Below are 19630 nucleotides of genomic sequence, written 5' to 3'. Positions count from 1 at the left end.
CCATTTTCGCACTACTGGGGGGCCCTGCGGAAAGTCGATTACGAGGGGCTCGCGAGGCCGCGCAGCACGGTCCCGGCCCGCCGGAGGGCGTCCTCGTCGGTCTCCAGGTCGGGCGTGATGCCGCGGCCGTCGACCGCACGGCCGGAAGGGGTGCGGTAGTGCCCGACGGTCAGCTCCGCGACGGAGCCGTCGGGCAGCCGGCTCGGCATCTGGACCGAGCCCTTGCCGAAGGTGCGGGAGCCGACCACGAGCGCCCGTCCGCGGTCCTGTACGGCGCCGGTGAGGAGCTCGGCCGCGCTCATCGTCCCGCCGTCGACGAGGGCGACCAGGGGTCTCGTGGTGTCCCCGCCGGGCTCGGCGTGCAGGGCGCGCTGCTCGCTGTCGACGTCGTAGGTGGCGACCAGGCCGCCGTCGAGGAAGGCGGAGGCGGCGGTCACGGCCTCGCTGACCAGGCCCCCGGAGTTGCCGCGCAGGTCGAGGACGATTCCGGCGCCGGGCGGGGACCGCCGGACGGCTTCGCGGACCTGGTGGCCGGAGTGCTTGGTGAAGGTGGCGACCTTGATCACGGTCACCCGGCCGTCGAGTTCCCGGACGGTCACCGGGTCCGTGGACAGCTGGGCCCGGCGCAGGGTTTCGGTCCACGCGCGGGTGCCGCGCTCCAGGCCGAGGCGGACGGCGGTGCCGGCGGGGGCGTCGGTGGCGTCCCCGCGCAGTAAGGAGACGACCTCCGTGACGGCCCGGCCGTCGGTCTTCTCGCCGTCGACGCTGCGCAGCAGGTCACCGGGGCGGATCCCGGCGGTGGCGGCGGGCGAGCCGGTGCGCACCTTCGTCACCTCGATACGGCCGTCCCGTTCGCTGCGGGCCCACAGGCCGACGCCGGTGTACTGGCCGTCGAGGGACTCCTCGAACTCCTCGTACTCTCCTGGGGAGTAGACGGCGCCCCAGCGGTCCCCGCTGCGGCTGACGGCGCGCTTCGCGGCCTGGATCGGGGACTTGCCGTCGGCCATGGCCTCCTCGGCGGCCCGGGCGACCTCCGCGTGGTGCCCGGCCGTTCCGGCCGAACGGGCCTCGTCCGGGGCCGATTTCCCCTGGCTCTGCGGCAACGCCCCCGTGGCCGCTCCGGCGACGAGCACGCTCGCGAACACCAAGGTCAGGGCGGCCCCACGACGGATGCGGCGGGGCTGACAGAACGGGTCACGACCTGACATGCCGGTGAGTCTAGGACAAGCGGAAGGGCCGTACGGCCGGTTGACCGCACGGCCCCTCTTGGCATGTGTCACACCTTCAAGTACTTGCGCAGCGCGAAGAACGCGGCCAACGCGGGCATCAGAAGGCTCGTCGCGAGGATGAGCGGGAGCTTGGTGAGGACGGCGTCCCAGCCGATGAAGTTGATCAGTGTGAGCTGGTCGGCCAGGGCGAGTCCGTGGTCGATGAGGAAGTACCGGGCGAGCAGCAGGAAGCCGCACGCGAGGGTGCCGCCGATGAGTCCGGCGACCGCGGCCTCCATGATGAACGGCGCCTGGATGTAGAAGCCGGAGGCGCCGACCAGCCGCATGATGCCCGTCTCACGCCGGCGGCTGAACGCCGAGACGCGCACGGTGTTGACGATCAGCATCAGCGCGACGACCAGCATCAGCGCCATCACGGCGCGGGCGGCCCAGTTCATGCCGTTCAGCAGCTTGAAGAGGTTGTCCAGGATGCCCTTCTGGTCCTGAACGGACTGCACGCCGTCCCGGCCGTTGAAGGCGGTGGCGATGACCTGGTACTTCTCCGGGTCCTTCAGCTTGATGCGGTACGACTCCTGCATCTGGTCCGGCGTGAGGGAGCTGGCGAGCGGGGAGTCGCCGAACTGCTCCTTGTAGTGCTTGTAGGCCTGGTCCTGCGTCTCGTACGTGACCGCCTGGACGACGTCCATCTCGCCGAGGTCGGCCTTGATCTGCTTCTTCTGGTCGTCGGTCACCGCGCCCTTGGCGCAGTTGGGGTCGGACTCGGCGTCGCTCTTGTTGCAGAGGAAGATCGAGACGTTGACCTTGTCGTACCAGTAGCCCTTCATGGTGCTGACCTGGTCGCTCATCAGGAGCGACCCGCCGAACAGGGCGAGCGAGAGGGCGACGGAGACGACGACGGCGAAGGTCATCGTCAGGTTGCGGCGGAGACCGACACCGATCTCCGACAGGACGAACTGGGCGCGCATGGCGACTGGTTATGCCTTTCCGTGGATCTCGGGTGCGGTATCAGTGCTGGTAGCCGTAGACACCGCGGGCCTGGTCGCGGACGAGGCGGCCCTTCTCCAGTTCGATGACGCGCTTGCGCATCTGGTCCACGATGTTCTGGTCGTGCGTGGCCATCACCACGGTCGTGCCCGTCCGGTTGATGCGGTCGAGCAGCTTCATGATGCCGACGGAGGTCTGCGGGTCGAGGTTGCCGGTGGGCTCGTCGGCGATGAGCAGCTTGGGCCGGTTGACGAAGGCCCGCGCGATGGCGACGCGCTGCTGCTCACCACCGGACAGCTCGCCGGGCATCCGGTCCTCCTTGCCGCCGAGGCCGACGAGGTCGAGCACCTGGGGCACGGACTTGCGGATCTCGCCGCGCGACTTGCCGATGACCTCCTGCGCGAAGGCGACGTTCTCGCCGACCGTCTTGTTCGGCAGCAGGCGGAAGTCCTGGAACACCGTCCCCAGCTGGCGCCGCATCTGCGGCACCTTCCAGTTGGAGAGGCGGGCGAGGTCCTTGCCCAGAATGTGCACCTGTCCGTGGCTGCACCGCTCCTCGCGGAGGATCAGCCGCAGGAAGGTGGACTTTCCGGAGCCGGAGGACCCCACGAGGAAGACGAACTCGCCCTTCTCGACCTCCAGGGACACATCCCTGAGGGCGGGGCGGGTCTGCTTGGGGTAGACCTTGGAGACATTGTCGAATCGGATCACGGATGCACCACGGGTCGCCGGGGGTAGATGAGCGTGACCATACGCGAACCGGGTGGGGCACCGCAGTCACCGACCGTGGTTGCGCCATGGATGTGCCGTTTTATACCGAGCCCCGGGGGCGCGGGGAGAGTGTGCGAGCAACCACATAAGATGCGCAGCCGCGCGACGGCCGACGGAACCTGGCAAAGTGGAGGGGGAACATTCCCACCCCCACGGACGTTGGACACGTGGAACCGGCGCAAGGAGGGCAAGCGCATGACGTACGACCGGCTGGTGTGCGCGAACTGCGCGTCCCCCGTGAACGAGGGCCGCTGCGCCGTGTGCCGCGCGAACCGTGAGCGGCTGCAGCAGGAGAACTTCCTCGCGGGCATGAATCCGATGGCTCTGATCGCACTGCTGACGGTGCTGATCGCCGCGGTGGCCCTGCTGGCGCACCAGACCGCGTAAGGCGGCAGGCAGCCTCCAGACATGACCGAGGGCCCGGAGCGTTTCGCTCCGGGCCCTCGGTGGTGCGCTGTGCGTACGTCCGTACGGCCCTACCGTCAGGCGGCAGCCCCGCCGCGGCCGCCCACGAGGCGCGGCAGCAGCCGGAAGCCGACACCGCCGGCGATCATCGTGGCGGCGCCGATCACCAGGAAGGTGGTCTGCGCGGCACCCGTCTCGGCGAGTTCCTTGCCGTTGCCCTGAGCCTGGGCCTGCGGGGCCGCCGGGGTGGCGTCCGAGCCGATCTCGGTGAGGGAGGAGGAACCCTCCTCCTGCGGGGAGGTGCCACCGTCGGGGTCGGCGTTGTTGCCGCCGCCGTTGCCGGTGTCGCCACCGTTGCCGTTGCCACCGCCGTTGCCGTTGCCACCACCGTTGCCGTTCCCGTTGCCCGGGTCGGTCGGGTCCTCGGTCGGCTCGGTGGGCTCGTCCGTGGGCTCGGTCGGCTCGTCGGTGGGCTCCTCGGTCGACGGCGGCGGGTCGGTCGGCTCGCCCGTCGGGATGACGGTCGGCTCACCGGTCGGCTCACCCGTCGGCGGCGGAGTCGGAGTGGGCGACTCCTCGGCGCACAGGATGCCGAGCAGGCAGTCCTCGGCCTCCGCGGCGGATGCCGCACCGGCGGCGGTCAGCGAGGCGCCGGCGGCGATCACGGCACCGGCCGCTATCCGCGCGACACGGATCCGCGTCTTCTTCGTCATGTGCTTGCTACCCCCAGTAGCTCATCGTCATTAGGCAGCGTCGGGGCTGTGCTCGACGGGGAAAGCCGCGGTGAGAGAGGCCCCCCGGTTCACATGCGCCCCAGAGACACGCATGCCGCGCTTTACCCTTCCCATTTTTCAAGAACACGTCAAGGCCGTTTGCGGCCGCCATGTCCAACTGCGGGGGTTATGCCGGGAGTCTGAGGCTGTGAGTGTGATGTAAAACCCAGACATGAGGGCACAGAAAAGGCAACTGCCGCTCCGACCGCGGCAGTTGCCTTATCGACAAACTTACTTCTCCTGCTGCTTGCGCCAGCGAATTCCGGCCTCGATGAAGCCGTCGATCTCGCCGTTGAACACCGCCTCGGGGTTGCCGACCTCGAAGTCGGTGCGCAGGTCCTTGACCATCTGGTACGGGTGCAGGACGTAGGAACGCATCTGGTTGCCCCAGGAGCTGCCACCGTCCTTGAGGGCGTCCATCTTGGCCCGCTCCTCCTGGCGCTGGCGCTCCAGCAGCTTGGCCTGGAGCACGTTCATGGCCGTCGCCTTGTTCTGGATCTGCGAGCGCTCGTTCTGGCAGGAGACGACGATGCCGGTGGGGAGGTGGGTGAGGCGCACCGCGGAGTCGGTGGTGTTGACGCCCTGGCCGCCGGGGCCGGACGAGCGGTACACGTCCACGCGCAGTTCGGACTCGTCGATCTCGATGTGGTCGGTCTGCTCGACCACGGGCAGGATCTCGACGCCCGCGAAGGACGTCTGCCGCCTGCCCTGGTTGTCGAAGGGCGAGATGCGCACGAGCCGGTGCGTGCCCTGCTCGACGGAGAGCGTGCCGTACGCGTAGGGCGCCTGGACGGCGAAGGTGGTCGACTTGATGCCTGCCTCTTCCGCGTACGAGGTCTCGTAGATCTCGGTCTTGAAGCCGCGCTGCTCGGCCCACCGCAGGTACATGCGCTGGAGCTTCTCGGCGAAGTCGGCGGCGTCGACGCCACCGGCCTCGGCGCGGATGTTCACCAGAGCCTCACGGGAGTCGTACTCACCGGAGAGGAGGGTGCGGACCTCCATCTCGTCCAGCGCCTTCTTCACGGCGGTGAGCTCGGACTCGGCCTCGGCGCGGGTGTCCGGGTCGTCCTCCTCCTCCGCCATCTCGAAGAGGACGCCCAGGTCGTCGATGCGACCGCGCAGGGCCTCGGCCTTGCGCACCTCGGCCTGGAGGTGGGACAGCTTGCTGGTGATCTTCTGCGCCTCATCGGGGTTGTCCCAGAGGGACGGCGCGGCCGCCTGCTCCTCGAGCACGGCGATGTCTGCCCTCAGCTTCTCGAGGTCCAGAACGGCCTCGATCGACTCCATGGTCGAGGAGAGGGACTTGAGCTCTTCGGATACGTCGACGACTGCCACGCCCTCCAGCGTAACGGCTCCGCCCGGCGGCCATCGCCGGACGGCCGGAGCCGGCGGCTCAGGGGGACTGCGGGGCCGAGTTCCTCGTGTCCTGGGGCGGTGCGCTGCTGTCGTCGCCCGAGGTGGACAGCCAGGTGCCGACGCCGATCGCCGCCGCGAGTACGACCGCGCCCGCTCCCACGGCCAGGCGGCGGCGCCGGGTGGCGGCACGGTTGCGGGCCGAGCCCGGCCGGGGAGCGCCGGCGGGGCGCGGGGCCCGGGCCGTGCCGTGGGCGCCGCCGGCCAGCTCGTCGGGGGCGGGGACGCGCATCGAAGTGTGGGTGTCGCGGTTGGAGTCGGCCGGCTTCGCGCCCGGCACCAGGGGGACCGCGCCCCGCCGCCGGACCCGCTCCCCGGCCGGTGCCGGTCCGGCGGGCTGCTCCTCGCGGTCGGCCTCTTCCGCGGACTCGGTGTCCGGCTCGTCCACCTCCAGCGGCGGCATGCCCGCCAGCATCGGCAGCAGCTCGCGCAGCCGGGCTCCGAGCTCCGAGGCCCGCAGCCGCGAGGCCGGGGCCTTGGCCAGGCACTGCACCAGCAGCTGCCACAACTCGTCCGGGATACCGGGCAGCGGGACGACCGTCTCCGTGACGTGGCGGCGCAGGACGGCGCCGGGGTGGCCGCCGCCGAAGGGGGTGAAGCCCGCCAGCAGCTCGTAGAGGACCGTGGCGAGCGCGTAGATGTCGACGGACGCGCGCGGTGGGAGGCCCTCGACGATCTCCGGGGCGAGGTAGTCCGGAGTGCCGATGATCTTCGTGGCCTTGGTCCGGCGCGGGGTGTCGATGAGTTTGGCCACGCCGAAGTCGGTCAGCAGCGCGCGGTGCGAGCCGCCGGGGCCGAGCGGGCCCTGCATGTCCAGGAGGACGTTCTCCGGCTTGACGTCCCGGTGCACGACGCCCGCGGCGTGCGCTGCCGCCAGTCCGTCGGCGATGTCGGCCGCGATGGCGACGGCCGCCTCGGGGGACAGGCGCCGGTCCCGGTCGAGCCGGGTGCGCAGGTCCGTGCCGCGGACGAGGTCCATGACGAGCGCCAGGTCGTTGCCGTCGACGACCAGGTCGCGCACCGACACCACGTGCGGGTGCTCCAGGCCGAGCAGGGCGGTGCGCTCCTGGACGAAGCGCCCGACGAGCTCCTGGTCGGACGCCAGGTCCTCGCGCAGCAGCTTGATGGCGACGGGACCTTCCGGCCCCTCGCCCAGCCACACCGTGCCGGCGCTGCCCCGCCCCAGGATCTGGTGGGCGGTGTACCGGCTGCCGATCTTCCGTGCCAAGGCTGCTCCTACCGACGCGTGTTGTCGCTAAAACTACGCGTCCGGAGAGCCAACCTTCACCGTGGAAGCCGAAATCAGCCGCCGGGTGTCGACAAATCACCAACCCCGCAGGGCGGTTCCGGTCAGTTCGTGCCGGAACCGCTCCCGCCGAGCTTCTCGAACCAGCCGGTGACGGTGCTGAACCAGTCGGTGAGCTGGTCCCAGTAGCCCTTGGTGGTGCCGATCCACTCCTGGAGCGGGCTCAGTTCCCAGATCAGCCAGCCCGCGACGAACAGGATGACGATCGTGAAGAGGCAGCCCTTCAGGCAGCCGAGCCCGGGGATCCGCATCGGGTTGGCGCTGCGCTGCCGCGGCTGCCGGGGCTCGCGCTGCGGCGGCTGGGGCTGCTGCGGCTGGGGCGGCGGCGCGGGCGGGGCATAGCGCTGCGGCGGCTGGGGCCGCTGCGGCTGCGGGGCGTACTGCTGGGGCTGGGGCTGCTGGGCGTACTGCTGGGGCTGCTGCTGCGGGTGGCCGTAGCCGGGGCCGGGTGGGGGCGCCTGGCGCTGCGGGGGCTGCTGCTGCTGCGGGCGGGCCACCTGGCGCTGGGGGCGGCGGCGCAGCGGGTCCTGGCCGGGGTCGAGGTACTGCACCTGCGTCTGTTCGTTGCGGTCGCGGGCCGCCCGCAGCTGGTTCTGCCAGGGGTGCGGGTCCTCGGGGCCGCCCTGCTGGTTCTGCTGGCCGGGGTGACCGGGCGAGCCCGGCGGGACCGGCGGCATGACGGCCGTCGGGTCGGCCGCGCCCCGGTGGGGCATGACGGCGGTGGGGTCGGCGGCGCCGGCCGGGCCGCCGGTGTGCGGCATGACGCTGGTCGCGGCGTTCGGGTCGTACGATCCGGCGCCCTGCGGGAGGACCTGGGTCGGGTCGGCCTCGCCGGACATGTCCGGCACCGGCGCGGGGGCCGGGTCGGGCACGAGGAGCATGCCGACGCCCTCCGCGGCGGCGATCTGCGCGGAGTTCGCGTGCACCCCGATGCCCTCGGCGACGACGCGCAGGCCGCGGGCGAGGTTCTCGGCGCTGGGCCGTTCGTCGGGGTTCTTGCGCAGGCAGCGCTCGATGACCGTCCACAGCGGGTCGGGGACGGTGGAGGGGCGGCGCGGCTCGGCGCTCAGATGCTGGTGCAGCACCTCCAGGGCGGAGCCGCCGGAGAACGGCGGGCGGCCGGTGACCAGCTCGTACAGCAGGATGCCGGCGCCGTAGATGTCGACGGCGGAGGTCTGCGGACGGCCCTCGGCGGACTCCGGGGCGACGTACGCGGGCGTGCCGACGAACTCCTGGGTGCGGGTCAGTCCCGGGGAGTCGGCCAGACGGGCGATGCCGAAGTCGGTCAGCAGCGGGTGCATCCGCCCGTCGTACTGCTGGAGCAGGACGTTGGCCGGCTTGAGGTCGCGGTGGACCACGCCGTCGGCGTGGCTGGCGGCGAGCGCGTCGGCGATCTGTGCGGTGAGCAGGGCGGCGGCGACCGGGGTGAACGGCCCGTTCTCGCGCAGATAGCGGTGCAGGTCGGGGCCCTCGACGAGGTCCATGACCAGCGCCAGCAGCTCGCCCTCGACCACCAGGTCGCGGACCCGGACGATGTTCGGGTGAGTCAGCCGGAGCAGGACGGAGCGCTCGCGCAGGAACCGCATGACGATGTCCGCGTCGCTGGCCAGCTCCTCCTTGAGGACCTTGATCGCGACGGTCTCGCCGGGCTGCCCCGGCACGGCCGCCTCGGCGCCCGCGGTCTCGCGCTGGCGGGCTCGCCAGACGGTGCCCGTGGCGCCGCGTCCGAGCGGCTCCTCGAGCAAGTACTTGCTGCCTACCGGCCGCACGTCATGCGCTCCCTGGTGCTTGCCTTGCCTGCTGGCCTGTCCGACCCACTGTAAGGCCGGGGGGCCGAGGACCGGGGTGTCGTCTTTCTGTGGGTCTTACGTAGCGCCCCTCACACCCGTTCGAAGGAAAGACGCTCACCTCGGTCTTGTGGTTGCCGGTAACGGACGTGACTGATCTCAAGACGTCGCCTGTGGGTCATCTCTCAGGCACTTTTGCGGGCAGAGCCGACCAATCAAGATCACCTTTTCCCGAGCGAGGGGCGCGCTGTCAGTGGCAGGTGCGAGGATGCTGGCAGTACTGGCCGACGTGCTGGGGCGGGGTGGGGGACTCCGCGCCCGGGCAGAAGGGACCGCTGACGGCGATGCAGATCCGGCTGACCGTCGTAGATCCGCTGGGCCCGTCGGCGCCGGCGCGGGACCGCGCCCCGCGCAGCGACGTACTGGTCACGGCCCCCGCCGGTACGGCGCTCGCCGCGGTGGCGTCGGCGCTCGTCCAGGTGGTCTCCGGGGGTGACGTCTCGGGCGCGCCCGTGCTGTACGCCGGTGAGCAGCGGCTGGACACACAGCGCTGCACCCTGGGCGAGCCCCCGCTGACCGACGGTGCCGTGCTGTCCGTGGGCGCGCCCGGGGAGCCGGAGCCGCATCCCGAGCTGGAGGACGCCCCGGCCCAGCTCCAGGTCGTGGCCGGTCCCGACGCCGGCGGCGTCCATCTGCTGCACGGCGGCGAGATCCGCATCGGCCGCTCCGCCGACGCCGACGTACCCCTCGACGACCCGGACGTCTCCCGGCTGCACTGCGCTGTGACGGTGAGCGCGGACGGCAGCGTCGCGGTCGCCGACCTGGACTCCACGAACGGCACGACGGTGAACGGCACGCGGGTCGGCGCCCGGGTGGTGCCTTTCGCGCCGGGTGCGCTGCTGCGGATCGGCGAGTCGGCCCTGCGGCTGGTCCCCGCCGGGGGGCCGGGGGGCCGGGTGGAGACGACACCGGACGGGGAGGGGCACGTCCGCGTGGCCGGCCCCGCCTGGGACGGGGCGCTCCCGCCTTCTCCCGCGCGCGTGGGGGATCCGGTACCGGCCGGGCCTTCGGGTCCCACGCACCACGCCCACGGCTCGGCGCCCTGGGGCACGCCGGCTGCCACGGGACCCGGCTCCGCTGATCCGGCCGTGGTGCCGGGGCAGGGCGGGGCGCCGCGGATCGAGAGCGGGGGTGCGGGGGCGGGATACCAAGCGCCGCGGACCGACGGCGCGGATGCGGGGGCGGGATCTCAGGCGCCGCGGACCGACGGCGCGGATGCGGGGGCGGGATCTCAGGCGCCGCAGACCGACGGCGGGGATGCGGGGGCGGGATCTCAGGCGCCGCGGACCCACAGTGGAGGTGCGCGGGCGGGACACCAAACGCCACGGCTCGGCAGCGGCGGTGCGGGCGCGGGGCCGGAAGCGCCGCGGAAGTGGCGGCAGGGCAGCGATGCCCGCCCTGCCGGCAGCGGGGGCGAAGCCCTCTCGGTGGACGGCTGGAGTGACGTGCCGTCCCCGGGCAGCCGGGGCGAAGCACCCTCCGGGGGCCACCGGAATGACGTGCCGCCGCCAGGCGCGGCCCACGCGGGGGACCGCCGGAGCGCTGTGCCCACCCCGGGCAGCCGGGCCGAAGCACCCCCCGGCAGCCGCCGAAGCACCGCGCCACCCCCGGGCAACCAGGGCGAAGCCCCCTCCGCGAGCCGCCGGAGTGAGGTGCCGCCCCCGGGTGCGGGGGGCGCGGCCCATGCGGGGGACGGCTGGAGTGAGGTGCCGCCCGGAGGCACCGGGAGCGATGCCCCTCGGCAGACGGCCGGCGGTGGATCGCGGCCCGGGGCCGCCCAGACCCCCTCCGGGACGCACAGCACGCGTACCCGGCAGCACGACGCCGCTCACGGTTCGCCGCCCCTGACCTCTCCCGGAGCCCCGGCCGACGCCGTGCGGCAACGCGATGCGGGAAGGCCGTCGGGCGGCACCGGTGACACGCACGCGGGAGGTTCCGGGATCGCGGCGTTCGGCCACGCGGGCCCGGACGGCGCCGCAGCGGCGTACGACACCGGTCCCGCATACAACACCGGCCCCGCGGACGGAACCGGTGCGCGCCGTCGGCCCCAGGACGGGCCGGCTGCTCCCAGCGGTACCGACGACCCCGCCCTCGCGGACCAGCGCGCCGGGCGCGGGCGCAAAGGCACTCCCCTGCGCGGCACCGACGTGCCCCCGGGGAGCCGCAGGCGTGGCGGGCTCGGGGCGTGGGCCCGGCGGCTGGCCGGAGGAGGGCGTGGCGAGCAGGCGGCGGAGCCCCGTGAGGCATATGAGGACGGCCCGGCCGCGGTGGTGGCGGAGCAGCACCCGGTCGTCGTGCCGGCCGCGCCGGAGACGTGGCCGGACCCGGCCACGCTGCTGCTCACGGCCCTGGGGCCCGGGCCGCGGCTGTGGGAGCGCGGCCCCGGCCACCCGGAGGCACTCGCCGTGCGCCTCGGTACGGCCGACCGGGCGGCGCCGGACGGCTCGGGACTGCTGCCCGCCGTCCCCGTGACCGCCGGGCTGCGCGAGGTCGGCGCACTGGGCCTGGCCGGGCCGCGCGCGCGGCTGGCCGGGCTGGCGCGGACCGTGCTGGCCCAGCTCACCGCGTTGCACTCCCCGGACATGCTGGAGATCGTCCTGATCGCCGCCGACCGCTCCCGCCCTCTTGAGGAGCGCACCGCCGAGTGGTCCTGGCTGGGCTGGCTGCCGCACGTGCGGCCGGCGCACGGGCAGGACTGCCGGCTGCTGCTGGCCCTCGACCGCGAGCAGGCCGCGGCCCGCACCGACGAACTCACCCGCCGCCTGGAGGACCAGCTGGCGGACGTGGCCGCGGGTGACGGCGCACAGCCCACCGGTACCGCCTCGTCCCCCGCCGCGGTCGTCCCGGCCCCCCGCCGCCCCTCCTGGGCGCAGAACGACGACTCCGGCACCGACGCGACAGCCGGTTTCCCCGGCCCGTACACGGTCGTGGTCGTCGACGGCGACCCCGGCGGCGCCGACCTGCGCGCAGCGGTCGCGCGGCTGGCGCTGGAGGGCCCCCAGGCCGGGATCCATGTCGTCTGCCTGGCCGAGACGGCCGCCGCCTCCCCGGCCTCGCCGGTGACGGAGACGTACGACGCGGCCTGCTCGGTGGCGCCGACGTTCCGCCAGTGCGGCGCGGTCGCGCTGCTCAGCGGGGACGTGGCGACGGCCCTGCGGCTGGTGCGGGTGGCCCGGGTCGGCGGTGACGGCGCACCGGCCGGGCCGGTCGGGCACGGCACCATCGCCGCCGTCGACGCCGTCTCCCCGGCCTGGGCCGAGCGGTTCGCGCGGGCGCTGGCGCCGCTGCGGACGGACGGCCCGGCGGGCGAGGGCCAGCCGCGCGTCTCCGCACCGCTGCCACAGACGGCCCGTCTGCTGGACGAGCTGGGCCTGGCCAGGGCCACGCCGGCGTCCCTGATGGCGCGCTGGGCGGACGCGGCCGACGACGCCGACGCGCTGGGCGGACGCGTGCGCGCGGTGCTGGGCGCCGGTCCGCGCGGGCCGGTCTGCGCGGACCTCGCGGCCCAGGGCCCGCATCTGCTGATCGAGGGTCCGCCGGGCAGCGGCCGTACGGAGCTGCTGCGGGCGATCGTCGCGTCGCTGGCCGCCGCCGAGCGGCCGGACCGCCTCGGCATCGTGCTGGTCGACGGCCGGGGCGGCCCGGGTGCGGGCGGCGGGCACGGCGAGGGCCTGCGGGTGTGTACGGACGTACCGCACGTCACCACGCTGCTCATGGCCCACGACCCGGTCCGGATGCGGGAGTTCGCGCAGTCCCTGAGCGCCGAGCTGAAGCGGCGTGCCGAGCTGCTCGGTCGGTCCGACTTCGCCGAGTGGCACACCGGGCGCGAGCTGTCGGGCCGTATGGTCGCCCAGCGCACGGCGACGGGCCGGGGCGGTGCCCAGGCCGAGGCGGGAGGGGCCGGCGACATCGACTCCCCGTCCAGTTCCACCATTCGGCTGCGGCCCGGAGCGGCCCGGCGGCACACGGAGGCGGCCGCGCCCCCGCTCCCCCGGCTCGTCGTGGTCGTCGACGACCTGGACGCGCTGGTCTCCCCGGCGCTCGGCTCGACCGGCCGGCCCGCGGCCGGGTCGGTGATGCGCGCGCTGGAGGCCGTGGCCAAGGAGGGCGAGCGGCTCGGCGTCCATCTGGTGGCGGCCACCGGCCCGTGCGCCCGAACGGCGGAGACGGAACCGGCGCGCCGGGCGACCCTGCGCGTCGCGCTCGACGCCCCGGGTCCGGGCCCCGGCTCCGGCCCGGACGAACCCGCCCCCGGCCGGGGCAGGCTGACCGGCGCGGCCGGGCGGGCCACCCCGTTCCAGGGCGGTCGGGTCACCGGCCGGATCCCCCGGACGGCGACGCTGCGCCCCACGGTCGTCCCCCTGGAATGGCACCGCATGGGTGACCCTCCGGCCCGGCGTCCGGTGCGGGAGCTCGGAAACGGCCCGACCGACCTGGCACTGTTGGCCAGCGCGCTGGAAAGGGCGGCGCGGGAGGTCGCGGCGGCGAAGGTGCCGTCGCTCCTGTAGCCGGGGACGGCCGCCGGCCCCACCCGGCGTCATGGGCCACGGCCCTGGTCACGAGGGAGTCACGATCCCCCGCTTGACAGCCGACGCCATCTTGCCGCCCCCGCACACCCGGGCGTAGACCAGATCGCACGGGAGCGCGCTCGACGTTCGACGAGGAACGAAGAACGGGGCAGTCATGCGCATGACGAGCAGCACCATCCGGAAACGCTGGTCGCCCGAGCAGGACACGGCGACCCCCCAGCACCGCAGAGCCGCAAAGGCCGCGGCAGCCGTCGCCGCGGGAGCGCTCGCGCTCTCGCTCACCGCCTGCGGAGGCGACGACAAGAGCAGCAACGGAAGCACGGGCGACAGCGAGGAGACCGCCAACAGCGTCACTCTTCCCAAGCTGGACGGCACGAGCCTGGAGATCGCCGCCGTGTGGAGCGGTACGGAACAGGCCAACTTCAAGAAGGTCCTGGCGGAGTTCGAGAAGCGCACGGGCGCCAAGGTGACGTTCGTGCCCGCCCAGGACCCCATCATCAACTTCATCGGCTCGAAGGTGGCCGGCGGGCAGCCGCCGGACATCGCGATGCTGCCGCAGCCGGGCGCCATCAAGCAGGCCGTCGACCGCGGCTGGGCCAAGCCCCTCGGCGCCGAGGCCCTCAAGGAGCTCGGCGAGAACTACTCGCAGGGCTGGCAGGACATCGGCAAGGTGGGCGGCAAGCAGTACGGCGTCTACTACAAGGCCGCCAACAAGTCCCTGATCTGGTACAACAACCAGGTCTTCGAGAACGCCGGGGCGAGTGAGCCCGAGACCTGGCCGGACCTGCTCAGCACCGCGCAGACGGTCTACGACTCCGGCGTCACCCCGTTCTCCGTCGGCGGCGCCGAGGGCTGGACGCTGACCGACTGGTTCGAGAACGTGTACCTCTCCCAGGCCGGGCCGGAGAAGTACGACCAGCTGGCCAAGCACGAGATCAAGTGGACGGACCCGTCCGTGAAGGACGCGCTGACCACGCTCGCGCAGGTCTGGGGCAAGGCGGACTACATCGCGGGCGGGGCGAACGGGGCGTTGCAGACCGACTTCCCGGCGTCCGTCACCCAGGTCTTCACCGGCGGGGACCAGCCCAAGGCCGCCATGGTCGCCGCGGGCGACTTCGCGCAGGTCAACATCCCCTCCGCCATGAAGATCGGCACGGACGCGAAGGTGTTCCCGTTCCCGGCCGTCGGTGACAACGGGCCGGTGGTCTCGGCCGGTGACGCGGCCGTGATCCTGGAGGACTCGAAGGGGTCGCAGGCCCTGGCCACCTGGCTGGCCTCGCCCGACGCGGCGCAGATCCAGGCCAAGCTGGGCGGCTATCTCTCGCCGAACAAGAACGTGCCGAACTCCGCGTACCCCAACGCGGTGCAGCAGAAGATCGCCAAGGCGCTCATCGACGCCGGTGACGACTTCCGCTTCGACATGTCCGACCAAGCCCCGCAGGCCTTCGGCGGTACGCCCGGCAAGGGCGAGTGGAAGATCCTGCAGGACTTCCTGAAGAACCCGAAGGACATCGCGGGGACTCAGCAGAAGCTGGAGGCCGAAGCGGCCGCGGCGTACGGGAACTGACGTCATGACGTCGGTTCCGGCGGCAGGGGGCACCAAGCCCCCTGCCGCTCCCAAGTCGCGCAAGAGTGTGACCGGCACCCGCAGGACCGTCGCGGCGCTGTTCCTGCTGCCCGCGCTCGTCCTGCTCGGCGCGCTCGTGGTGTACCCGATCGGGTACTCGGTCGTACGCAGTTTCTACGACCAGTCCGGTGACGGCTTCGCCGGAATAGACAATTACAAGGCCCTCTTCACCGACGAGGGCATCCGCACCGCGCTGAAGAACAACATCATCTGGGTGGTGTTCGCGCCGACGGTCGCGACGGCGCTCGGCCTGATCTTCGCGGTGCTGACCGAACGGGTGCGCTGGGGTACGGCGTTCAAGCTGGTCGTCTTCATGCCGATGGCGATCTCGATGCTGGCGGCGGGCATCATCTTCCGCCTGGTGTACGACCAGAACCCGGACAAGGGCTTCGCGAACGCGGTGTGGGTGGGCGTGCACGACACGTTCTCCCAGGCGTCGGCGTTCCCGAAGGCACACCCGGGCCGGGACTCGCCGCTGGAGCCGGCCGGCGGCGGCGCGTTCATCACCACGTCGCCCGTCCGCGCGGGCGAGGCGGTCTCGCTGCCCCTGGTGGGTGTGGCGCCCGACCTGATGCCCGACGGCGCCGAGGCCGCGGCGGCGCCGAAGCCCGAGCCGGACAAGGTCACGGGCACGACCTGGCAGGACTTCACACGCGGCAAGGGCGTCGGCACGCTCAACCGTGTCGACTCCGCCGAACTGGGCTATGCCGGCATGAAGATCGAGGCCGTGAAGGACGGCAGGGTGGTGGCGTCGGCGACGGCCGCCGACGACGGCACCTTCACGCTGCCCGCCTCGGCCGACGGGGCCCAACTCCAGCTCCCGGCAAGCAACTTCAAGGAGCCCTACAACGGCCTGGACTGGCTCGGCCCGTCCCTGGTCACCCCGGCCATCATCGGCTCGTACATCTGGATGTGGGCGGGCTTCGCGATGGTGCTGATCGCCGCCGGGCTCGCGAGCGTGCCGAGGGAGCTGCTGGAGGCGGCACGCGTGGACGGCGCGAGTGAGTGGCAGGTGTTCAGACGGGTCACGGTGCCGCTGCTGGCGCCCGTGCTGGCGGTCGTCGCCGTCACCCTGATGATCAACGTGCTGAAGATCTTCGACCTGGTCTTCATCATCGCCCCCGGCTCCTCCCAGGACGACGCGAACGTCCTCGCCCTGGAGCTGTACCGCAAGGGCTTCTCCGAGGACCAGCCGGGCATCGCCAGCGCCATCTCGGTGTTCCTGCTGCTGCTCGTGATCCCGGTGATGTGGTTCAACGTGCGTCGGCTGCGGCGGGAGGTCAGGCGATGAAAACGTCTCGACCTCTCCCCGGCTGGGGGCCCGGGGGCCTCCGGCGGCAGCCGCTGATGTCCGCGTCCCCGGGAAGGCACAGTAACGTGCGTCGGCTGCGGCGGGAGGTGCGGCGGTGAAAGCCAAACAGTCGCTGGGATCGCGGCTCGCCGAGAAGGTCAGCGGTGGGCTGCTGCGGGTGTTCCTCATCGTCGTCGGGCTGTTCTGGCTGGTGCCGACGATCGGGCTGCTGCTGTCCAGCCTCCGCGCGCCGGAGGACATCTCGGCCAGCGGCTGGTGGAAGGTGTTCACCGAGCCCTCGCAGATCACCTTCGACAGCTACGCGAAGCTGCTGGAGAACGAGGACATCACCGGCTCCCTGCTGAACACGGTATGGATCACCGTGCCGGCGACCCTGCTGGTCGTGATCATCGGCTCGCTGGCCGGCTACGCCTTCGCCTGGATGGAGTTCCCCGGCCGGGACTGGTGGTTCCTGGGCGTGGTCGGTCTGCTGGTCGTGCCCGTGCAGGTGGCGCTGATCCCGATCGCCGAACTCTTCGGCGGCATCGGCATCTTCGGCTCCGTGATCGGCGTGGTGCTCTTCCACGTCGGCTTCGGTCTGCCGTTCGCGGTGTTCCTGCTGCGCAACTTCTTCGCGGAGATCCCGCGCGAGCTGCTGGAGGCGGCGCGGCTGGACGGGGCGGGTGAACTGCGCCTGTTCTTCCGTGTCGTGATGCCTCTGGGCGGTCCGGCGATCGCCGCGCTCGGCATCTTCCAGTTCCTGTGGGTGTGGAACGACATGCTGGTCGCGCTGATCTTCTCGGACTCCGGGAGCCAGCCGATCACGGTCGCGCTCCAGACGCAGGTACGGCAGTTCGGCAACAACATCGACGTGCTGGCACCCGGCGCGTTCATCTCGATGGTCGTCCCGCTGGCCGTCTTCTTCGCGTTCCAGCGGCAGTTCGTGTCCGGCGTGATGGCGGGCGCGGTCAAGTAGCAGGCAAAGCACGGTAGTTGAAGGGGCGGGCCGGGGGCGGGCCGCCCCTTCGGCGTTCCCCCGGATGCCGTAGCCACCGTAACCAAGTCGGCCCACCGGCCGTTCCCGGGCCGAACGCCCGCGCCGACCGATGGATGGCCTCTTGCCCAGGTTCAGTGTCATTGTCCCCGCGTACCAGGTTCAGGCGTACCTGCACGAGTGCCTCGAATCGGTGCTCTCCCAGTCCTGTCCCGATCTGGAACTGATCGTCGTCGACGACTGCTCGCCGGACGCGTGCGGCGCGATCATCGACGAGTTCGCCGCCCGCGACACGCGCGTACGCCCCGTCCACCTGCCGCAGAACGTGGGCCTGGGCCGCGCGAGAAACGCCGGGGTGGCGCACGCGAGCGGCGACTACCTGCTGTTCCTCGACAGCGACGACACCCTCACGCCCGACGCGCTGCGGTCGATCGCCGACCGGCTGAAGGAGACCGGCGAGCCGGACGTGCTGGTCTTCGACTACGCCCGCACCTACTGGACGGGTGAGGCGATCCGCAACCAGGCGGCCCTGCAGCTCACCGAGCAGGGACCGGCGCCGTTCCGCCTGGAGGACCGGCCGGGGCTGCTGCGGCTGCTGATGGTCGCCTGGAACAAGGCCTACCGGCGGGAGTTCGTCGAGCGGGAGGGGTTCGTCTTCCCGCCCGGCGTCTACGAGGACACGCCGTGGACGTACCCGGTGCTGATGACCGCCGAGTCGATCGCGACCCTGGACCGGGTCTGCGTGCACTACCGGCAGCGGCGCCAGGGCAGCATCCTGCGCACCACCAGCGAGCGGCACTTCGACGTCTTCGAGCAGTACGACCGGGTCTTCGCGTTCCTGGACGAGCGCCCCGGACTGGCCCGGTGGCGGCCGGTGCTGTTCCGCCGCATGGTGCACCACCTGGCCATCGTGTACTCCCGGCGGGACCGGCTGCCCCAGGGCTCGCGCGCGGACTTCCTGCGCAGGGCCCGCGCTCACTACCGCCGCTACCGCACACCCGGCGCCCCCGTGCCCCTGCGCTGCCGGATCCACCACGTCCTGATCCGCTTCGGTCTGCACCGCACCTACCGCACCCTCCAGCTGGCCTCCGCCCTGAACCGCTCCGCCGCCAGGGCCACCGGGACGCTGCTGCGGGGCCTGCGGTCGGCCGCCCTCAGGACCCACTACCGCGTGCAGCGCTGTCTGCCGCTGCGCGCCGACCGAGCCGTCTTCGCCGCCTACGACGGCCGCGGCCACGGCTGCAACCCGGGCGCGCTGGAGGCCGCGTTCCGCGAGCTCGCCCCGCACATCCGCACGGCGTGGGCCGCCCGCCGCGAGCACCACCACACGATCCCGCCCGGCCCGCGCCGCCTCGTCCCCGGGACGGCCGCCTACTGGACGGCTCTCGCCCGCTCCCGCTACCTGGTCAGCAACACCGGCTTCGACGACCGCCTGGCCAAGCGCCGGGGCCAGGTCCTGATCCAGACGGGGCACGGCACCCCGCTGGGTCACATCGGCCTCGACCTCCAGGAGCGTCCCGCGGCGGCCCGCGGCCGGGACTTCGCGCGGCTGCTGAAGGACGTCGACCGGTGGGACTACGTGCTGTCCGCCAACCGCCACACCACACTGACGAACCAGCGGGTCCATCCCGGCCGCTACACCACGCTGGAGTACGGCTACCCGCGCAACGACGTGTTCCGGACGGCGACCCCGGCGGACGTGGCCCGGCTGCGCGCCTCTCTGGGCATTCCGCGGGGCTCGGTGGCGATCCTGTACGCGCCGACCCACCGCGACTACCGCCGCTCCCAGCGCCACACCCTCGACCTCCAGCGGATCGTGCGCCGCCTCGGCCCGCGCTTCGTCGTCCTGGCCCGCGCCCACCACGCCTACGACGCCCCGCTGACCAGCACCGGCGGCCGGGTCGTCGACGTCTCCGGCCACCCGAGCGTCGAGTCGCTCTGCCTGGCGTCGGACGCCCTGGTCACGGACTACTCGTCGCTGATGTTCGACTACGCCAACCTGGACCGGCCGATCGTGATCCACGCCGATGACTGGGAGGCGTACGACGCGGCCCGCGGCACCTACTTCGACCTGCGCGACTCCCCGCCGGGCGCGGTCGCCCGGGGTGAGGACGAGCTGATCGACATCTTCGCCACCGGCCACTGGCGCGGTTCCCGCTCGGCCCAGCTGCGGGCGGCGTTCCGCGAGCGGTTCTGCGCCTACGACGACGGCCGGGCCGCGGAGCGGGTGGTGCGCCGGGTCGTCCTCGGGGAGTCGGAGCTGCCGCCGGTCGTGCCGCTCGGCGAGCGCCGTCCGGTGCCCGCGGCGGCGGCCTCGATGACGCGCGAACCGCTCACCACGGTGCCGCTGCCGGCCGGCCCCCACGCCGTCACCGACAGCCTCTGACCACGGTTCTCACCCCGGGGAGTCCGCATGCCGTCCAGCCCGTCCCGGCCGACACCCAGCCGCCCGTCCTCCTGG

Annotated in this window: 13 protein-coding genes; 6 read left to right on the top strand and 7 right to left on the bottom strand. The window is 72.7% G+C overall.

The window, feature by feature from the left end:
* Positions 1-38: 38 nt before the first annotated feature.
* From ACFY9S_RS00240 to ftsE, 3 genes are all read right to left on the bottom strand, one after another.
* Positions 39-1208 (bottom strand): S41 family peptidase, encoded by a 1170-nt coding sequence (locus ACFY9S_RS00240; protein WP_391120702.1) that lies wholly within the window; start codon positions 1206-1208, stop codon positions 39-41.
* 68 nt (positions 1209-1276) lie between these two features.
* Entirely contained in the window at positions 1277-2194 is a 918-nt protein-coding gene (gene ftsX / locus ACFY9S_RS00235; protein ID WP_391120699.1) for a permease-like cell division protein FtsX, read from the bottom strand.
* 40 nt (positions 2195-2234) lie between these two features.
* On the bottom strand, positions 2235-2924 hold the full coding sequence (gene ftsE / locus ACFY9S_RS00230; protein ID WP_102910196.1) for a cell division ATP-binding protein FtsE: 690 nt from the start codon (positions 2922-2924) through the stop codon (positions 2235-2237).
* Positions 2925-3179: 255 nt separating this feature from the next.
* On the opposite strand from ftsE, the gene ACFY9S_RS00225 reads away from it, so the two are divergent.
* Positions 3180-3371, top strand: a complete 192-nt coding sequence (locus tag ACFY9S_RS00225) for a hypothetical protein (protein WP_102910197.1) — start codon at positions 3180-3182, stop codon at positions 3369-3371.
* A 95-nt stretch (positions 3372-3466) separates the two neighbouring features.
* On the opposite strand, the gene ACFY9S_RS00220 is transcribed toward ACFY9S_RS00225, so the two are convergent.
* The 4 genes from ACFY9S_RS00220 to ACFY9S_RS00205 form a co-directional block, all read right to left on the bottom strand.
* Complete coding sequence (locus ACFY9S_RS00220) at positions 3467-4102, bottom strand: LPXTG cell wall anchor domain-containing protein (protein ID WP_391120694.1); 636 nt, start codon at positions 4100-4102, stop codon at positions 3467-3469.
* A 291-nt stretch (positions 4103-4393) separates the two neighbouring features.
* Complete coding sequence (gene prfB / locus ACFY9S_RS00215) at positions 4394-5497, bottom strand: peptide chain release factor 2 (protein WP_102910199.1); 1104 nt, start codon at positions 5495-5497, stop codon at positions 4394-4396.
* A 58-nt stretch (positions 5498-5555) separates the two neighbouring features.
* Positions 5556-6803: a protein kinase gene (locus ACFY9S_RS00210; RefSeq protein ID WP_391120691.1), complete on the bottom strand. Its 1248-nt coding sequence runs from the start codon at positions 6801-6803 to the stop codon at positions 5556-5558.
* A gap of 122 nt (positions 6804-6925) precedes the next feature.
* On the bottom strand, positions 6926-8650 hold the full coding sequence (locus ACFY9S_RS00205) for a protein kinase (RefSeq protein WP_391120688.1): 1725 nt from the start codon (positions 8648-8650) through the stop codon (positions 6926-6928).
* Positions 8651-9012: 362 nt separating this feature from the next.
* Here ACFY9S_RS00205 and ACFY9S_RS00200 point away from each other — a divergent pair, with 362 nt between their 5' ends.
* The 5 genes from ACFY9S_RS00200 to ACFY9S_RS00180 all read left to right on the top strand — a co-directional run bounded on the left by ACFY9S_RS00200 (position 9013) and on the right by ACFY9S_RS00180 (position 19555).
* Positions 9013-13236, top strand: coding sequence for an FHA domain-containing protein (locus ACFY9S_RS00200; protein ID WP_391120685.1), 4224 nt, complete (start codon positions 9013-9015; stop codon positions 13234-13236).
* A gap of 175 nt (positions 13237-13411) precedes the next feature.
* The gene (locus ACFY9S_RS00195) at positions 13412-14824 is read left to right on the top strand and encodes an extracellular solute-binding protein (RefSeq protein WP_391120682.1); all 1413 of its coding nucleotides are present in this window, start codon (positions 13412-13414) and stop codon (positions 14822-14824) included.
* Between the two features lie 4 nt (positions 14825-14828).
* On the top strand, positions 14829-16175 hold the full coding sequence (locus tag ACFY9S_RS00190; protein ID WP_391120679.1) for an ABC transporter permease subunit: 1347 nt from the start codon (positions 14829-14831) through the stop codon (positions 16173-16175).
* Positions 16176-16290: 115 nt separating this feature from the next.
* Entirely contained in the window at positions 16291-17151 is an 861-nt protein-coding gene (locus tag ACFY9S_RS00185) for a carbohydrate ABC transporter permease (RefSeq protein ID WP_102910669.1), read from the top strand.
* 142 nt (positions 17152-17293) lie between these two features.
* Positions 17294-19555, top strand: coding sequence for a CDP-glycerol glycerophosphotransferase family protein (locus tag ACFY9S_RS00180; RefSeq protein WP_391120675.1), 2262 nt, complete (start codon positions 17294-17296; stop codon positions 19553-19555).
* The last annotated feature ends 75 nt before the right edge of the window (positions 19556-19630 follow it).

The sequence above is a fragment of the Streptomyces sp. NPDC012474 genome, from assembly GCF_042955185.1.
Lineage (GTDB): Bacteria > Actinomycetota > Actinomycetes > Streptomycetales > Streptomycetaceae > Streptomyces > Streptomyces cahuitamycinicus.
Note: the sequence above shows the minus strand (reverse complement) of the source record. Positions and strands in the feature narration are given on the sequence as shown.

Excerpts from the sequence above, each read along its gene's own strand:
- ACFY9S_RS00240 (WP_391120702.1), bottom strand. The coding sequence starts at position 1,208 with ATGTCAGGTCGTGACCCGTTCTGTCAGCCCCGCCGCATCCGTCGTGGG.
- ftsX (WP_391120699.1), bottom strand. The coding sequence starts at position 2,194 with ATGCGCGCCCAGTTCGTCCTGTCGGAGATCGGTGTCGGTCTCCGCCGC.
- ACFY9S_RS00225 (WP_102910197.1), top strand. The coding sequence starts at position 3,180 with ATGACGTACGACCGGCTGGTGTGCGCGAACTGCGCGTCCCCCGTGAAC.
- ACFY9S_RS00220 (WP_391120694.1), bottom strand. The coding sequence starts at position 4,102 with ATGACGAAGAAGACGCGGATCCGTGTCGCGCGGATAGCGGCCGGTGCC.
- ACFY9S_RS00200 (WP_391120685.1), top strand. The coding sequence starts at position 9,013 with ATGCAGATCCGGCTGACCGTCGTAGATCCGCTGGGCCCGTCGGCGCCG.
- ACFY9S_RS00195 (WP_391120682.1), top strand. The coding sequence starts at position 13,412 with ATGCGCATGACGAGCAGCACCATCCGGAAACGCTGGTCGCCCGAGCAG.
- ACFY9S_RS00190 (WP_391120679.1), top strand. The coding sequence starts at position 14,829 with ATGACGTCGGTTCCGGCGGCAGGGGGCACCAAGCCCCCTGCCGCTCCC.